The 15,672-nt window shown below is 60.3% G+C and carries 14 protein-coding genes; 8 read left to right on the forward strand and 6 right to left on the reverse strand.

The genetic code is table 11. From position 1 onward, the window contains the following. Positions 1–164: 164 nt before the first annotated feature. A complete protein-coding gene (sbcD, locus tag OXR61_RS21340; RefSeq protein WP_021507142.1) occupies positions 165–1,382 on the forward strand; it encodes an exonuclease subunit SbcD in 1,218 nt (405 codons plus the stop codon). Beyond that, a complete protein-coding gene (locus tag OXR61_RS21345; protein ID WP_021507141.1) occupies positions 1,379–5,056 on the forward strand; it encodes an AAA family ATPase in 3,678 nt (1,225 codons plus the stop codon). The genes sbcD and OXR61_RS21345 overlap by 4 nt, the downstream gene beginning before the upstream one ends. Positions 5,057–5,101: 45 nt before the next feature. On the opposite strand, the gene OXR61_RS21350 is transcribed toward OXR61_RS21345, so the two are convergent. The 3 genes from OXR61_RS21350 to OXR61_RS21360 are packed head-to-tail and all read right to left on the reverse strand — an operon-like array spanning position 5,102 to position 6,800. Then, positions 5,102–5,758, reverse strand: a complete 657-nt coding sequence (locus OXR61_RS21350) for a DUF799 domain-containing protein (RefSeq protein WP_021507140.1) — start codon at positions 5,756–5,758, stop codon at positions 5,102–5,104. After that, the gene (locus OXR61_RS21355; protein ID WP_021507139.1) at positions 5,755–6,111 is read right to left on the reverse strand and encodes a DUF4810 domain-containing protein; all 357 of its coding nucleotides are present in this window, start codon (positions 6,109–6,111) and stop codon (positions 5,755–5,757) included. Before OXR61_RS21355 ends, OXR61_RS21350 begins: the two co-directional genes overlap by 4 nt. An 11-nt stretch (positions 6,112–6,122) precedes the next feature. Beyond that, the gene (locus OXR61_RS21360; protein ID WP_021507138.1) at positions 6,123–6,800 is read right to left on the reverse strand and encodes a CsgG/HfaB family protein; all 678 of its coding nucleotides are present in this window, start codon (positions 6,798–6,800) and stop codon (positions 6,123–6,125) included. 200 nt (positions 6,801–7,000) lie between these two features. Between OXR61_RS21360 and OXR61_RS21365 the strand changes: the two genes are divergently transcribed. After that, entirely contained in the window at positions 7,001–7,381 is a 381-nt protein-coding gene (locus OXR61_RS21365) for a cell envelope integrity TolA C-terminal domain-containing protein (RefSeq protein WP_267412549.1), read from the forward strand. Here OXR61_RS21365 and OXR61_RS21370 read toward each other — a convergent pair. After that, the gene (locus OXR61_RS21370; RefSeq protein WP_021507136.1) at positions 7,263–8,402 is read right to left on the reverse strand and encodes an AraC family transcriptional regulator; all 1,140 of its coding nucleotides are present in this window, start codon (positions 8,400–8,402) and stop codon (positions 7,263–7,265) included. The two genes, OXR61_RS21365 and OXR61_RS21370, sit on opposite strands and share 119 nt — an antisense overlap. A gap of 32 nt (positions 8,403–8,434) precedes the next feature. Between OXR61_RS21370 and OXR61_RS21375 the strand changes: the two genes are divergently transcribed. After that, the gene (locus OXR61_RS21375; RefSeq protein WP_021507135.1) at positions 8,435–8,575 is read left to right on the forward strand and encodes a hypothetical protein; all 141 of its coding nucleotides are present in this window, start codon (positions 8,435–8,437) and stop codon (positions 8,573–8,575) included. 56 nt (positions 8,576–8,631) lie between these two features. Here the strand turns inward: OXR61_RS21375 and OXR61_RS21380 are convergent, their stop codons facing one another. Next, positions 8,632–9,636, reverse strand: a complete 1,005-nt coding sequence (locus tag OXR61_RS21380) for a phosphotransferase (protein WP_021507134.1) — start codon at positions 9,634–9,636, stop codon at positions 8,632–8,634. 267 nt (positions 9,637–9,903) lie between these two features. Between OXR61_RS21380 and eat the strand changes: the two genes are divergently transcribed. From eat to OXR61_RS21395, 3 genes are all read left to right on the forward strand, one after another. After that, entirely contained in the window at positions 9,904–11,268 is a 1,365-nt protein-coding gene (gene eat, locus OXR61_RS21385) for an ethanolamine permease (RefSeq protein WP_031279644.1), read from the forward strand. A gap of 209 nt (positions 11,269–11,477) precedes the next feature. Then, positions 11,478–12,476 (forward strand): aldo/keto reductase, encoded by a 999-nt coding sequence (locus OXR61_RS21390; protein WP_021507132.1) that lies wholly within the window; start codon positions 11,478–11,480, stop codon positions 12,474–12,476. A 137-nt stretch (positions 12,477–12,613) separates the two neighbouring features. Further along, positions 12,614–13,546 (forward strand): LysR family transcriptional regulator, encoded by a 933-nt coding sequence (locus OXR61_RS21395; protein ID WP_021507131.1) that lies wholly within the window; start codon positions 12,614–12,616, stop codon positions 13,544–13,546. Between the two features lie 60 nt (positions 13,547–13,606). On the opposite strand, the gene mak is transcribed toward OXR61_RS21395, so the two are convergent. Continuing rightward, on the reverse strand, positions 13,607–14,518 hold the full coding sequence (gene mak / locus OXR61_RS21400) for a fructokinase (protein WP_021507130.1): 912 nt from the start codon (positions 14,516–14,518) through the stop codon (positions 13,607–13,609). Between the two features lie 147 nt (positions 14,519–14,665). On the opposite strand from mak, the gene rdgC reads away from it, so the two are divergent. Beyond that, positions 14,666–15,577 carry a recombination-associated protein RdgC gene (gene rdgC / locus OXR61_RS21405; protein WP_021507129.1) on the forward strand — a complete coding sequence of 304 codons (912 nt, stop codon included), beginning with the start codon at positions 14,666–14,668 and terminating at the stop codon, positions 15,575–15,577. Positions 15,578–15,672 lie beyond the last annotated feature (95 nt).

Raw genomic sequence — 15,672 nt, forward strand, 5'->3', positions numbered from 1 at the left:
GGGTTTGCGGCGCCATTATGCGTCAGTTTTGTGACACTTTTATGAAAAACCCACCTCATGATAATCAGATAAAAAGCGCAATTTTGACAACCGGTTTCGCTTTTTTTTCATTGCGTTGTTAAGCGGTTATACTGCCGCTTTGCGATAGCAGGCACGGAGCATTCATGCGCATTATTCACACCGCTGACTGGCATCTCGGTCAGTTCTTTTACAGCAAAAGCCGCGCCGCCGAGCACCAGCAATTCCTCGACTGGCTGCTGGCCGCGATTGTGCAGCATCAGGTGGATGCACTGATCGTCGCTGGCGACCTGTTTGATACCGGTTCGCCGCCCAGCTATGCGCGCGAACTGTTTAACCGTTTCGTGGTGGCGCTGCAGCCCAGCGGCTGCCAGCTGATTGTGCTGGCCGGCAACCATGATTCGGTCGCCACGCTGAATGAATCGCGCGAGCTGCTGGCCTGCCTCAATACCCGCGTCATTACCAGCGCCACGCCCGGCGGCGAGCAGCAGGTGCTGACGCTGCAACAGCACGACGGCACGCCGGGCGCGCTGCTGTGCGCCATTCCCTATCTGCGTCCGCGCGACATCCTGCGCAGCCAGGCGGGTCAGTCCGGTCGCGATAAGCAACTGTCGCTGCTGCAGGCGATTGAGCAGCACTATCAGCACTGTTATGCCGCCGCCGTGGCGCAGCGCGAAGCCATGGACAGCGCGCTGCCGATCATCGCCACCGGGCATCTCACCACCGTGGGCGTCAGCAAGAGCGATTCGGTGCGTGATATCTACATCGGCACGCTGGACGCCTTTCCGGCGCAGGCCTTCCCGCCTGCCGACTACATTGCGCTGGGCCACATCCATCGTGCGCAGCGCATCGCCGACAGCGATCACATCCGCTACAGCGGTTCGCCGATTGCGCTCAGTTTTGATGAGCTGGGGCGTGAGAAAAGCGTATTCCTGCTGGAATTTAGCACCCGGCTGGAGTCCGTCACACCGCTGGTTATTCCGTCATTCCAGCCGATGCAGATGTTAAAAGGCGCCATGGCGGAGATCGAACAGCAACTGACCGCGTTTCACACCTATGAAGGCGATCTGCCGGTGTGGCTGGATATCGAAATCACTACTCAGGAGTACCTGAGCGATCTGCAGCGCCGCATCGAACAGCTTACCGACGCGCTGCCGGTTGAGGTGCTGCTGGTGCGCCGCAGTCGCGATCAGCGTCAGCGCAGCCTGGCGCGGCTGGAGAATGAAACCCTGAGCGAACTGAAAGTTGAAGAGGTATTTGCCCGCCGGCTGGCGCTGGAGGAACAGCTGGAGGATGAACAGCGCGCGCAGTTAACGCAGCTGTTTCGCAGCACGCTGGCGACGCTGGAGGATCCGGGCGCATGAAAATTCTGACGCTGCGTTTTAAAAATCTCAACGCGCTGCGCGGCGAGTGGTTTATCGATTTCCGCCGCGAGCCGTTTGCCAGCAACGGGCTGTTCGCCATCACCGGCGCCACCGGCGCGGGTAAAACCACGCTGCTGGATGCCATCTGTCTGGCGCTCTATCACCAGACGCCGCGCCTTGGTGGCCTGTCGCAGAGCGAAAATCAGCTGATGACGCGTGACACCGCTGAGTGCCTCGCCGAAGTGGAGTTTGAGATCAAAGGTGAAGCCTGGCGCGCCTTCTGGAGCCAGAACCGCGCGCGCGGCCTGGCGGAAGGTAAACTGCAGGCGCCACGCGTCGAACTGGCGCGTGTGGCGGACAACCAGATCGTCGCCGATAAAGTCGGTGACAAGCTCAAAGCCATCGAAACCTTGTCCGGTCTCGATTTTGCCCGCTTCACCCGTTCGATGATGCTGTCGCAGGGGCAGTTTGCCGCCTTCCTCAATGCCAAACCCGGCGAGCGCGCCGAGCTGCTGGAGGAGCTGACCGGCACCGAAATCTACGGCCACATCTCGATGCAGATCTACGAGCGCTGGCGCACGGCGCGCGCGTCACTCGACACGCTGCGCGCCCGCGCCGGTGCGGTGCTGCTGCTCGACGACGCCCGCCGCACCGAACTGGCGCAGCAGCTGGAGCAGCTGACCCGCACCGAACAGGATCTGAGCGAGCAGCTGGCGCAGGCCCAGCAACAGCAGCAGTGGCTGACGCTGCAGCAGCAGCTCAACGCGGAGCAACAGCAGGCGCAGCAGGCGTTGCATGCTGCCGCCACGGCCTGGCAGCAGGCGGAAGGCGATCGCCAGCGGCTGGCGCGTGCTGAACCGGCGGAGAAGCTGCGCGACAAACTGCAGCAGCGCGAACAGCTGCAGCGCGACCAGCAGACACTGAACCAGCAGGCGCAGCAGTTACAGCAGCAACAGCAACAGGCGCAAGCGGCGCTGCAGCAGGGTGAAAGCCACTATCAGGCCGCACAGCAGGCGCGTGAACGCGCGCTGGCCGAACAGCAACAGCTGGAGACGCTGCTGAGCGAACAGGTGATCCCGCTCGATCAGCAGATCGCCAGCCGTGCACAGCAGCTTGAGCAGCAGCAGGCGCTGCTGAGCGAACAGCAAAAAACCCTGTTACTCAGCCAGCAGGCGCTGGACCAGCATCAGCAAGCAAGTGAACGCTTACAACAGCAGCTGGCGCAGCAGCAGGCGTTTCGCCTGAGTGAAGCCGCTGTCGCCCGCTGGGGCGGCGAACTGGCGCGCTGGCAGGCCGAACTCGCCCGGCTTGAAGAGCGTGAGCAAACGCTGACGCAGCTCAGCGCGCAGCAGCAACAACTGCAAAGCCAGCTCGAACAGCAGCAGCAGGCGCTGCAGGCGCGCGAACAGGCGGCACAGCCGCTGCAACAGGCGGAAGCCGCGGCACAGCAGCAGCGCCAGCAGGCGGAGCAGGTGCTTACTTCGCTGGAAGCGGAGATCGCCAGCCCGGCGCTGCGGACGGCGCTGGCGCAGCATCAGCAGCAGCGCGGCGTACGTCAGCAGCTCAGCCTGCTGGCGGCACAGTGGCAAACGCTCCAGCCGCAGCGCCAGCAGCGTCAGCTTAAACTGCAGCAGTTACAGCAGCATGCTGAGCAGGAAGCGCTGGCGTTGCAGCAGCTGCGCGAGGAGTACAAGCGCGAGCATCAGACGCTACTGGATGTGCGTCGCCTGTGTGAACTGGAGCGCACGATTATTCAGCTGGCCGACGAGCGGGCGAAGCTGCAGCCGGAACAGCCCTGCCCGCTGTGCGGCTCCTGCCAGCATCCGGCCATCGACCGCTACCAGCAGTTGCAGCCGGACGAAAATCAGCAGCGGCAGACGGCGCTGGAAACGCACGTGGCGCAGCTCAGGGAAGCCGGCACTGCGCGGGGCGAGCAGCTCAAACTGTCGCAGCAGCAACAGCAGGCGCTGCAACAGGAAATCGCCGACCTCGACCAGCAGATCGCCGCCACCCGCGAGCGCTGGCAGGCGCTGTGCGGTGAGCTGGCGCTTACCTTCAGCGCTGAACAGCACGCAGAATTCAGCGCCTGGCTGCAGCAGCAGGACGCGCTCGAAGCCCGCCAGCAGCAGCAGTTGCAGGCGCGTGAACAGGCGGCCGTCACGTTGCAGCAGGCCAAAGACGCGCATCTGCACCAGCAGCAGCGCTGGCAGCAACATCAGCAGCAGCAACAGCTGGCACAGCAGCAGCTTGCCAGCGCCCGGCAACAGCGGGATGAGATCGATCAGCGCGTCAGCGGTGAACGTCAGGCATGGCAGCAGCAATTGCAGCAGCTGGAACAGCAGCTGGCTGCCCATCAGCTTAGCCTGCCTGCAGCGCCCGAGCGCGCCGGCTGGCTGCAAACGCTGCAGCAGCGCTGGCAGCAGTGGCAGGAAAGTGAGCGGTTACTTGCCGGGCTACAGCCGCAGCTGGCGAAAAGCGAAACGGAAGGCAGCAGCCTGCAGCACACGCTGGCGCGTGAACAGCAGCAGGTCGCCAGCCTGCAGCAAGCCCTTAACCACCTGCAACAGCAGCAGCAGGCCCAGCAGCAGCAGCGCCAGCAGCTGTTTGGCGACCGGCGCGTGGCGGACGCGCGTCAGCAGCAGCACGCCACGCTGCAACAGCATGACCAGGCGCTGTCGCAACAGCTGCAGCGCTGGCAGAAGGCGCAAAGCGAGCTGCACGGCCTGAAAGGTCAGTATGAACAGATTGTCAGCCAGCAGCAGACGCTGGCGCAGCGCGCAGCGGACGCTGAAAACGCCTTCCGGCAGGCGTTGCTGCTCAGTGATTTCGCTGACGAAAGCACCCTGCGCGCCGCGCTGCTGGCGGAAGATGAGGTGCAGACGCTGCGCCAGCGGCTGCAAATGCTGGAGCAGCAGCATCAGCAGCACACCGCGCTGCATGCCAGACTGGCGCAGCGGCTGAGCGATCATCAGCAGCAGCGCCCGGCCGCGCTCAGCGATGCCGATGCTGGCTCCATCGCCGCCCGGCTCGAGCAGCTGCGCGTGGCGCTGCGTGACAACGCACGCCAGCAGGGGGAAGCGCAGCAGCAGTTGCACAGCGATACCCAACAGCGTCAGCAGCAGCAAACGCTGCTGGCGCAGATCGCCGCTGACGAAGCGGAACTGGCACAGCTGAGCCGCCTCAACGATCTGATCGGGTCGGCCAAAGGCGACAAGTTCCGCCGCTTTGCTCAGGGCTTAACCCTCGATCATCTGGTGTGGCTGGCAAACCGCCAGCTCGATCGCCTGCACGGCCGCTATTTATTGCAGCGCCGCGTCAGCGATGAGCTGGAGCTGGAAGTGGTCGATACCTGGCAGGCCGATGCCACGCGCGACACGCGTACGCTGTCCGGCGGCGAGAGCTTCCTCGTCAGCCTCTCGCTGGCGCTGGCGCTGTCCGATTTGGTCAGCCATAAAACGCGCATTGAATCACTGTTTCTCGACGAAGGCTTCGGCACGCTGGATGCCGAAACGCTGGACACCGCGCTGGATGCGCTCGATGCGCTCAACGCCAGCGGGAAAACCATCGGCGTGATCAGCCACGTGGAAGCGATGAAAGAGCGTATTCCGGTGCAGATCCGGGTGCGTAAAATGAACGGGCTCGGCTACAGTAAACTGGAGCTGCCGGGCGAGTGATGCGTGAAGTGGCGCGGCGATCAGCCGATCGCCGCGCCAGCGAGATTAACGCGTAACCGGCGCTTTGTAGCGCGGACCGGCCAGCAGACCACCCTGCTCGTTCTGCGCTAACAGACGTGCGCTGGTGACACCCGCAATGGTGTGCGCTTTGTCGCCCGCGTTGCTGGCAATCTGTTTGATCGCCGCCGACACCAGCATGCCAATGATGCCGCCGTTGCTGTTGTTGCTGTTCTCAGAATCATTGGCGGTGGCCATGCCCTGCCACAGCTCTTTACCGCTGCGCAGATCGACCAGACGGGCAGTGGCCGAGACCGTGGTCACCGAATCAACCACCAGATAGCTGCTGCCATAATCGGTAATCGAAATGTACAGTGCGCTGTCTGCGTTGAAGATGTCATGCAAGCGCTTCGTGCTCACTGCCTGAATTTCATGCCCGTTGCTCAGGCCGTTCTGCTGGAAGGTTTCTTCCACTACCGCCACCGGGAACACGTAGTAACCCGCTTCCGCCAGCGGCTGGGTCACCAGCGAGGTGAAGCTGTGCGACGCGTTGATATCCGGCGCACGGTTATCGGCAGGCAGCACCAGAATTGACGCCGGCTTACTGGCACGAAAGGCGCTGTAGTCATACGGTTTCTTATTCTGGGCACAGCCGGTCAGCAGCAGCGCCGCGAATACGCCGCACACGGCAATCAGTTTTTTCATTGGTTCACTCCTTTTTTCTTCATCAGAAAGTCCATGTACGGGGCCGATTCCGGAAACAGCTGCTTCTCAAGGGCGAACTGGCTGAAAGCTTTATCCGTATTGCCGTTTTTGGCGTACAGCAGGCCCAGCTGGGCGTGCAGACCCGGTGCTACCGGCTTGTTCACCGCTTTGGCCTTTTCGATATCCAGATTCAGCGCATCAATCTGCTTCTGCGGATCGCTGTCTTTCTGGTAATAGCTGTAGACCTGCTGCTGGTAATCACCCCAGTAGTAGATCGGCTCCGGTCCTTTTGGCGCACAGCCGGCCAGCACGCCTGCCGCGATCAGCGCGGCGCTCAGTTGCAGTAATTTCATCGTCAATATCCTTATTTCACCGGGCGCCATGCGCCATTATTGATGCCATCCACCAGGTGGTCGACCGCTTCACGGATCGCCAGATCCATCACTTTGCCGTTCAGGGTAGAGTCATAGCTGGCGGTGCCGCCAAAGCCGATCACCTCACGCGCTGACAGCTGGTATTCACCCGCGCCCTGCACGCTATAAACCACTTCTGAAGTGGTCACATCCACCACATTCAGGTTCACTTTGGCGTAAGCGATCTGGCTTTTACCGCGCCCGAGGATGCCCCACAGCTGCTGGTCGCCCACTTCTTTGCGCCCGAACTCGGTGATGTCACCGGTGATGATGTAGTTAGCGCCCTTAATGTTCTGCTGGCTGTGTTTGAAGTCGGCTTCCTGCTGCAGCTCTTTCAGGTTGCTGCGATCCAGCACGTTGAAGCGATTGGTCTGCTGCAGATGCGTAATCAGAATGGTTTTGGATTGGTTGCCCAGACGATCAACGCCGTCGGAGAAAATCCCATTCATGTATGACGAACGGTTATCAAACTGTCCCACCGCGATTGGGCTGCGCACGCCCTGATAAGCCGGCTGGCTTGCGGCGCGAACCTGAGGTGCGTCGATGGCGCGCGACGACTCGGTGGCACAGCCACTGAGCAGCGCGGCGCTTAACAAGGAGAGTGCCGCAAAGGCATATTTCTTCTGCATTTCTGGTCCATGAATAAAGGAAGGGATAACACCGCCACCAGGCGGCAAATTCTGGTTATGCCGACAGTCAGAGTAATGCCATAGCATTCCCTGCTGCGGTCTGTAGACTGTCGGCAGCAGCGCCAGGAATCTTTAGCGAAAATGCAGGCTTATTAATGAATTTAATTAATCGATTAGCGAGACTATCAGGTGGGTTAGTAATGATGGTGGCGCTCAGCGCCTGCCAGCAGGTGGCCGCGCCGGCCCCCAGCCTGGCCAATCAGTGCCAGCCGCAGGACAATGCTGACAGCGCCGCCTGCCACTGGAGTGAAGCACTGCAGCAGCAGCTCAATAAGCAGTTTCACGATGCGGCGCGCTATGCCGGACAGCAGTGCTGGGTGCGCCTGGAGTGGCAGAACAGTGGGCGCTACGCGGTGACGCAAACCCAGGGCGACGAAGCGCTGTGTTTGCGCGCGTGGCAGCTTATTGGTCAGTCGCGCGGCTTACCGCCTCCGCCGCAGCGCGACCAGCCAGCGTGGTTTGGCTTTGCGCCACACCGGCCTGACTCACCAGCCCATCCTGGCGCCACTGGCGCGGGCTGATGCCGAACCAGCGGCGGAAGGCGCGGGAAAATGCGCTGACCTCGGAATAGCCGAGCAGCAGCGCCATCTCCGAGATGGGCAGCTGTCTTTGCTGCAGATAGTGCGTGGCCATTTCGCAGCGCACCTTATCCACCAGCGCGCTAAAGCTGATGCCCTCTTCGCGCAGGCGTCGCTGCAGCGACCAGCTCGACAACCCCATTTTGCCGGCGATCTCCTCCAGTACCGGTTCGCCCTGAATGAGCGTCAGGCTGACCTGCGAACGCGCCTGTTCGACCACGCTCTGCACGCTGGCGCTGCTGTTGAGGCGGCGAATGGCATCCTGCATCACCATCAGCAGCATCGCATCCTGCTCCGGCATGGCGCGCTGCAGGTCGCGTTTCGCGATCAACAGTGAGTTAAACGGCTGATCGAACCAGACCGGCGCATCAAACACTTTGCAGTGCTCGTGCCACTGCTCCGGACGCGGATGTTCAAAGTGCACCTCGCGCGGTGCCCAGTTTTTGCCCGCCACGTGGCGAATCAGGTTGAGGAACATGCCGAGCGTCAGCTCCGCATCCTGACGGCGCGCCAGGATCGCCCCGTGGCGCACCTGATAATCGAGCCGCCAGCAGTCGCCCTTGTCCACCAGCCGCGTCAGCGTATCGTGCTGGTGCCAGGGAAACGCGTTCACTACATTGTGCAGCGCCTGCTCCAGCGTCGGCGAGCACAGTCCGATGTAGCCAATTAACCCTAATGACTGCGGTTTGAACTGCCTGCCGTAATGCAAACCGAAGTTATCAAAGCCGGAGTGGCGCGCCGCTTCTTCCATCACGCGGCAATAGTTCACCAGCCCGAGGCTCAGTGTCGGGCTGGCCAGCAGTTCGGAATCGATACCGCTGATGCCAAAGATGCGATCGACATCGCCGCCTTTATCCGTAATGAAGGCGCTCAGACCGGTCGCCGCCGCGGCCAGAACGCCACGGTTGCTGGCGGGTGTGGCAAACGCGCTGAAGGCATCAGCAGCAGAGATGAGTGATTGCATGGGAACCTCTCAGGGATCGCGCGGATAACAGAATGAAGGGATCCAGCAATTTTCATACCAGCGTCACCCGGCGGCGCACGGTGCAAGGCAATGCACCGCCTGGCCGCCGCTGGCGCGCTCCCGGCGGCGATCCGCGTCCCTGTCAGCGCGCCTGTGACGGCTGGCGCGCTTAATGCGCAGGCACCAGATTACGCCATCAGCGCACGCCGCTGCCCTCTGCTGGTGCAGGTCACGCGCCTACCGGCAGCTGGCTGCTCTCAAGATAGCGACGGCACAGCCGCACCGAATGGCTGGCCCAGTGCGGCCCGAGGCTGAGCGCCATCTCGGTATCGGCGTGCGTGCCCATCCACGCCGTCATCTGGATACGACGCTGGATCAGCAGCGTCGGCACCAGCGCCATCTCAGCATCGCTGATGTGCGCCACGCGTTCATAGCCGAGGATCCAGTTATCCACCCACTCCGCCGCACGCGGATGGTGCTCGACGAAGCTGATCGCGGCCGCCAGATCGTGCAGATACCAGCCCATGCCGCAGTCGTCGAAGTCGATCACCCGGGTCTCGCCTTTGTGCAGCAGCAGATTGGTCAGACGCAGATCGGCGTGGATCAGGCCGTAGCGATCGCGCTCTTTACCAAATTCCGCCAGCGCCTGCCCGGCGCGCTCTACCGCCGCTGCGATAATGCCGTGATCGGCCGGATCGAGATGCGGCGCATCCTGCCAGCGCCCCCAGTGGCTATGCTCGCTGACCATGGTGTGATGATCCCAGATAATGCGCTGAAAACCTTCGGGTTTCTGCCAGCTGCGGCTGTGCTGATGCAGGCGCGCGGTGATGGTACCGAGCTGCTGAAAGGCTTTGGGATCGACGTCGGTGGTCGGCATCTCGCCGTCAATCCAGTGGAACAGCACCGCATGACGCGTGCTGCCGTCCGCCAGCGTCAGCGTCAGCACGCTTTCACCGTCGCACGCCGGGATGGCCTGCGGCACCATGATGCCGGTCTCGCGCAGCGCATCGAGCCACATCAGTTCACTGAGAATATCCGCTTTGCTGTGGTAATCCGGCCGGTGCAGGCGCAGCGCGTAGCGTTTGCCGCCGGCACGCAGCAAAAAGGTGGCGTTCTCCGAACGGCACAGCAATTGCAGCTCACCGTGCAGCGCGGCGGGATAGCAGGCCAGCGCACGTTGCGCCAGCAGGGTGATCTCGGCATCGGTCAGGGATTCGGCTTGTTTGGCGCTCATTCATCACTCTCCAGCATCAGTCTCTATAAACCAGTGTTATCAGCATGGGATGAGGTCGTCCTGACTGCCTGACCGCAGAACAGCAAAAGTTGACCGCAGCGTACAGCCAGCGCTTTTTCTGGCAGCGAGTTGACCGCAGAGGACAAAACTCACTGCGCCGGCGTCAAGTTTTCCCGTCCCGGGCAGCGGCATTATCCCTTCACTGTAGCGCAAACCCACAATAGCGCGGTGCCAACGCCGCACAACAAGCATGACGGGGAGATGAAGATGACAGGCAAACTAAAACCCACGCTGGGCACCCTGCATTTATGGGGTATTGCGGTTGGACTGGTGATTTCCGGTGAGTATTTCGGCTGGAGCTATGGCTGGGGCGTGGCCGGGACGCTGGGATTCCTGATCACCACCGCGCTGATCGCCACGCTTTATACCTGCTTTATTTTTAGCTTTACCGAACTGACCACGGCGATTCCGCACGCTGGCGGGCCGTTCGCCTACAGCCGTCGGGCATTTGGCGAAACCGGTGGTCTGATTGCCGGTCTGGCGACGCTGATTGAGTTCGTGTTCGCCCCGCCGGCCATCGCCATGGCGATTGGCGCCTACCTCAACGTGCAGTATCCCGATCTCAACCCCAAAACGGCGGCGGTCGGGGCCTATCTGTTATTTATGGCGCTGAATATTCTCGGCGTGAAGCTGGCCGCGATGTTCGAACTGGTGGTGACGGTGCTGGCAGTGCTGGAGCTGCTGGTGTTCATGGGCGTGGTATCGCCGGGTTTCAGCGTCGCTAACTTCGCCGCCAACGGCTGGGCCGGCAGCGATCATTTTGGCATGCCAGCGCTGTCCGGCATCTTTGCCGCCATCCCGTTCGCTATCTGGTTTTTCCTCGCCATTGAAGGCGCGGCCATGGCGGCCGAAGAAGCCAAAGATCCGAAGCGCACCATCCCGAAAGCCTACATCAGCGGCATTCTTACCCTGGTGGTGCTGGCGATTGGCGTGATGCTGCTGGCCGGCGGCGCGGGCGACTGGCGCAAGCTGTCGGACATCAACGATCCGCTGCCGCAGGCGATGAAGATGATCGTCGGCGAGCACTCTAACTGGATGCATATGCTGGTGTGGATCGGCCTGTTTGGCCTGGTCGCCAGCTTCCACGGCATCATCCTTGGCTACTCGCGCCAGTTCTTTGCCCTGGCGCGCGCGGGCTATCTGCCGCCCAGCCTGGCGAAGCTGTCGCGCTTCCAGACGCCGCACCGCGCCATCATCGCCGGCGGTGCCATCGGTATCGCCGCCATTTACAGCGACGGACTGATCAATCTGCAGGGCATGACGCTGACGGCGGCGATGATCACCATGGCAGTGTTCGGCGCGATTGTGATGTACCTGATGAGTATGCTGAGCCTGTTTAAGCTGCGCCGCAGCGCACCTGATCTGGAGCGCAGCTTCCGTGCGCCGGGCTATCCGCTGGTACCGGGCATCGCACTGGTGCTGTCGCTGGTGTGTCTGGTGGCGATGCTGTGGTTTAACCCGGTAATCGGCGGATTGTTTGTGGCGATCATGGTGCTCGGCTACCTTTACTTCCTTGCCACCAAAGCCCAGCGCGAGCGCGCACCGCAGGATTCCATGCTGGTCGGCGAGTAAGCAACGCATTGCCCCTGCCCTTCAGGCAACGGAGGCGGGTACACAGAGCCCTTTGTGTACCCGTCTCTTTCTGCCCCACGCGATAAATCCATCCCACCACAGCACCGCTCCGGTCATGCTGCTGTGATACTTTTTTTGCATGACGAAAATGACAATTCATTACGCGTAATCGGGGTGCAACAATCAAAAAAACCACAAAAGGAGCCACTATGCACACCCGACATTTATCGCAAACCCTGACTGTCAGTTCGATCGGCTATGGTGCCATGGGACTGAGCGAATTTTATGGCCAGACAGACGACCACGCTTCACTGCAGCTGTTACACACGCTTATCGACCTGAATATTACGTTTATCGACACCGCGGATATGTACGGGCGGGGCCATAATGAGCGGCTGATTGGCCACTTTCTTGCCGGTCTGGATAACACCACGCGTGAGCAGTTTAACATTGCCACCAAGTGCGGAATCGATCGCCCTGCGGACCAGGCTTATGCCCGGACGATTAACAACCAACCTGACTACATCACCCGCTGCTGTAATGAATCGCTTAAAAGGCTTGGCGTTGAGCGCATCGATCTGTTCTATCTTCACCGCGTGAGCCAGGTTACGCCGATTGAAGAGAGCATGGAATGCCTGAGCCGCCTCGTTAAAGCGGGTAAGATCAACCACATTGGCCTGTGTGAAGTTTCTGCTTCAACTCTGCGCCGGGCCCATGCCGTCCACCCGATCGCCGCCCTGCAAACCGAATATTCACTGTGGACGCGCGATATCGAAGCTGAGATTCTGCCGGTGGTGAAAGAGCTGGGTATAGGTTTAGTTCCCTACTCTCCGCTGGGCAGAGGGTTTCTGACCGGAAAGTATCGTCATAACAGCGATTTTGCGGAGGGTGATTTCCGTAAAAATAATGCACGCTTTAGTCAATCCAGCCTCGACCATAACGCCCAGCTTCTTGACGCGGTGCACCCGCTTGCTGAAAAGTACAGCTGCACGCCGGGGCAGATTGCGCTGGCCTGGCTACTGGCGCAGTACGACAAGCTGATCCCCATTCCGGGAACGAAACAGACCCGCTATCTGGCGGAAAATGCGCAGGCCGCCGATATCGTGCTGGAGCAGGCAGATATCGCTTTACTGAACGCTATCCACCAGCATATTGAGATCAGGGGCGAGCGCTATTCTCAGGAAGGGATGAAAAGCATTAATGCCTGAAGCCATAACCGGGTAACGCCCGGTTATTTTTTCTGACGTCGCACCGCCAGCCTGCTGCGCGTCCAGACCGATTAACCCCATATCCTGCTGATCTTTCGCGCGGTAGAATAACGTCTTTGATTACCCGGATGGACTCTATGGCGACGGCAGAGCACCTGATCAGCAACCATCTCCCCAGCGTGAAACAGCTTCAATGCTTTCTTGCGGTTGCGCACGAGCTGAACTTTCGCCGGGCCGCCGAACGGCTCAGAATGACTCAGCCTCCGCTAACCCGACAGATTAAGCGCCTTGAAGCCGTGCTGGAGCAGCCGTTGTTTAGCCGCAGCACCCATGACGTTAGTCTGACGGACGCTGGCCGGGCGCTGGTAATCAAAGCGGAGAAGATCCTTCAGGCGCTGAATGAACTCAAGCCTGGCTCGCTTTCTTCAGAAAAGCGCCTGCGTATCGGCCTCACCCGCACGCTGAATTTTGCACTGATTGCGCCCATTCACCAGCAACTGCTGAAACTGGACGCCGCCGACGATGTGGAAACGCCCGATCTGACGTCTGCGCAGTTGCTGCAGTGTCTGGCAAAAAACCGCCTGGACCTGGTACTGACGGGCGAAAGGGCAACCGGCCACGAAGATACCGTGCAGTACCAGTGGATCGGTCGTGAGCCTTTGCTGGTAGCAATGCCGGCCAGACATCCGGCCAGCCTGAAAGAAAAAGTCTCGCTGGAAGCTATCGGTGATTTACCGCTGTTCTGGTTTGCCAGAAGCGCCAATCCGTCATTCTACGATAAATGTGAACGCTTGTTTTCACAGCTCCACACCCCGCTTAAAAGAGTTAAAGAGCCCGATGATTCACTGGTTATGCTGACACACATTGCCCGAGGAAAAGGCTTTGCCCTGATGCCGCAGTCGAAATGTACCTTTCATCAGGAAGGGTTGTGTTATCGCGCACTGGCTGACGATGAAGCGCAAAATCTGCATATCGATATTTATGCCGCCATCCGACTGAATGAAAACCGGCCAGCCGTGCTGCATGCGCACAATATCGTGTGTCACGCCGGTCAGTTAAGCCAAAACTGACCCGCTTCGGCCCCCTCTTCCGCTGGAAGAGGGGTTAAGCACGCATAAAGCGTCGTTACGCTACCCTTTCACCGGCCACAGCCAGGCGGCGCCGCGTACGCCGCTGGAGTCACCGTGCACCGCTTTCAGCACCGGCGTTTCGCACTCGCGGCCGAACACCCATTGTTTCATCAGCGTCGGCACCGTCTGGTACAGCCGATCGTTGTTGCTCATGCCGCCGCCGAGCACGATCACATCCGGATCGAGCAGGTTAACCACCTGCGCCAGCGATTTGGCCAGCCGCGTTTCATAACGGCTCATCGCCAGCTCGGCTACCGGATCCTGCTGCTCGATCAGCCGGATGATCTCCGCGCCCTTCAGCGCCTGTCCGCTGAGACGCTGATAATCAATGGCGAAGCCGGTGCCGGAGACAAACGTCTCAATACAGCCCTGCAGCCCGCAGTAGCACGGCACTTCCGCGCGATAGCGCAGTTCGTCTTCATCCATCCACGGCAACGGATTGTGACCCCACTCGCCTGCGTTACCGTTACCGCCAATGCGTGATTCACCGTTGATGGCCACACCTGCGCCGGAACCGGTGCCAATGATCACCGCAAACACCAGCGGCTGGCCTGCGCCTGCGCCATCAACCGCTTCGGAAACCGCCAGGCAATTCGCGTCGTTGGCGATGCGCACGTCACGATTCAGCGCACGCGCCAAATCTTTGTCCAGCGGCTGTCCGTTGAGCCACGTCGAGTTAGCATTTTTTACCCGCTGGGTATAAGGAGAAATCGTGCCGGGAATGCCGATACCGACCGTTCCCTGCTGCCCGGTCTGCGCTTCCGCCAGCAGGACTAAATCGACAATTGCCTGCACCGTGGCCGCGTAGTCGTCACGCGGAGTATTCACGCGGTGGCGAAACAGCTCCTCGCCCTGGTCAGACAGCGCAATCACTTCAATTTTGGTGCCGCCTAAATCAATACCGATACGCACGATTTATTCCTCATTATTCGTTCAGGTGACAGATACAGTAGAAGGCTGAATCGGGAAAGGCAATGAAACCACTCCGATGTTTCGCTATCATGCGCGCTGACTGTTTTAGACTTGTGCGCCCGATCGCACCCACGGTAAGGAATCCTGATGTTGTGGTTTAAAAATATGATGGTTTATCGTCTGAATCGGGACATCCCGCTGTCCGCAGACGATCTGGAAAAACAGCTCGACGCCTTCACCTTCACGCCGTGCGGCAGCCAGGACATGGCCAAAACCGGCTGGGTCTCGCCGATGGGCAACCGCAGCGAAGCGCTGACGCATGTGATTAACGGTCAGATAGTGATCTGCGCCCGCACCGAGCAGAAAATTCTGCCGTCGCCGGTGGTGAAGCAGGCGCTGGAAGCCAAAATTGAGAAGCTGGAGGCGGAACAGAGCCGCAAGCTGAAAAAGACCGAAAAGGATTCGCTGAAAGATGAAGTGCTGCACAGCCTGCTGCCGCGTGCCTTCAGCCGTTTCAGTCAGACCTTTATGTGGATCGACACGGTCAATAATCTGATCATCGTCGACTGCGCCAGCGCGAAGAAAGCGGAAGATACGCTGGCGCTGCTGCGTAAGAGCCTCGGCTCGCTGCCGGTGGTGCCGCTGACGCTGGAAAATCCGATTGAGCTGACGCTGACCGAATGGGTGCGCTCCGGTGAATTGCCGGCGGGTTTCACCCTGATGGACGAGGCTGAGCTGAAGGCGATACTGGAAGATGGCGGCGTGATCCGCTGTAAAAAGCAGGATCTGGTTTCCGACGAGATCGCCACCCACATCGAAGCCGGTAAAGTGGTCACCAAACTGGCGCTCGACTGGCAGGAGCGTATTCAGCTGGTGATCGCCGATGACGCCTCGGTGAAGCGTCTGAAATTCAGCGACACGCTGCGCGAGCAGAATGACGATATCGATCGCGATGATTTCGCCCAGCGTTTTGATGCCGATTTCATTCTGATGACCAGCGAGCTGGCGGCATTGATCAGCAATCTGGTGGAAGCGTTAGGCGGCGAAGCGCAGCGTTAAGCGGACATCGCCGGCTTAAAGGATAGTACGGGTGTGTTTAACGGTCGCCATGAATGACGCCCCTGCAAATATGCTGATTCATACCTGTAGGGTCA

Source organism: Pantoea sp. GM_Pan_4, from assembly GCF_026541005.1.
Taxonomy (GTDB): Bacteria; Pseudomonadota; Gammaproteobacteria; order Enterobacterales; family Enterobacteriaceae; genus Pantoea; species Pantoea dispersa.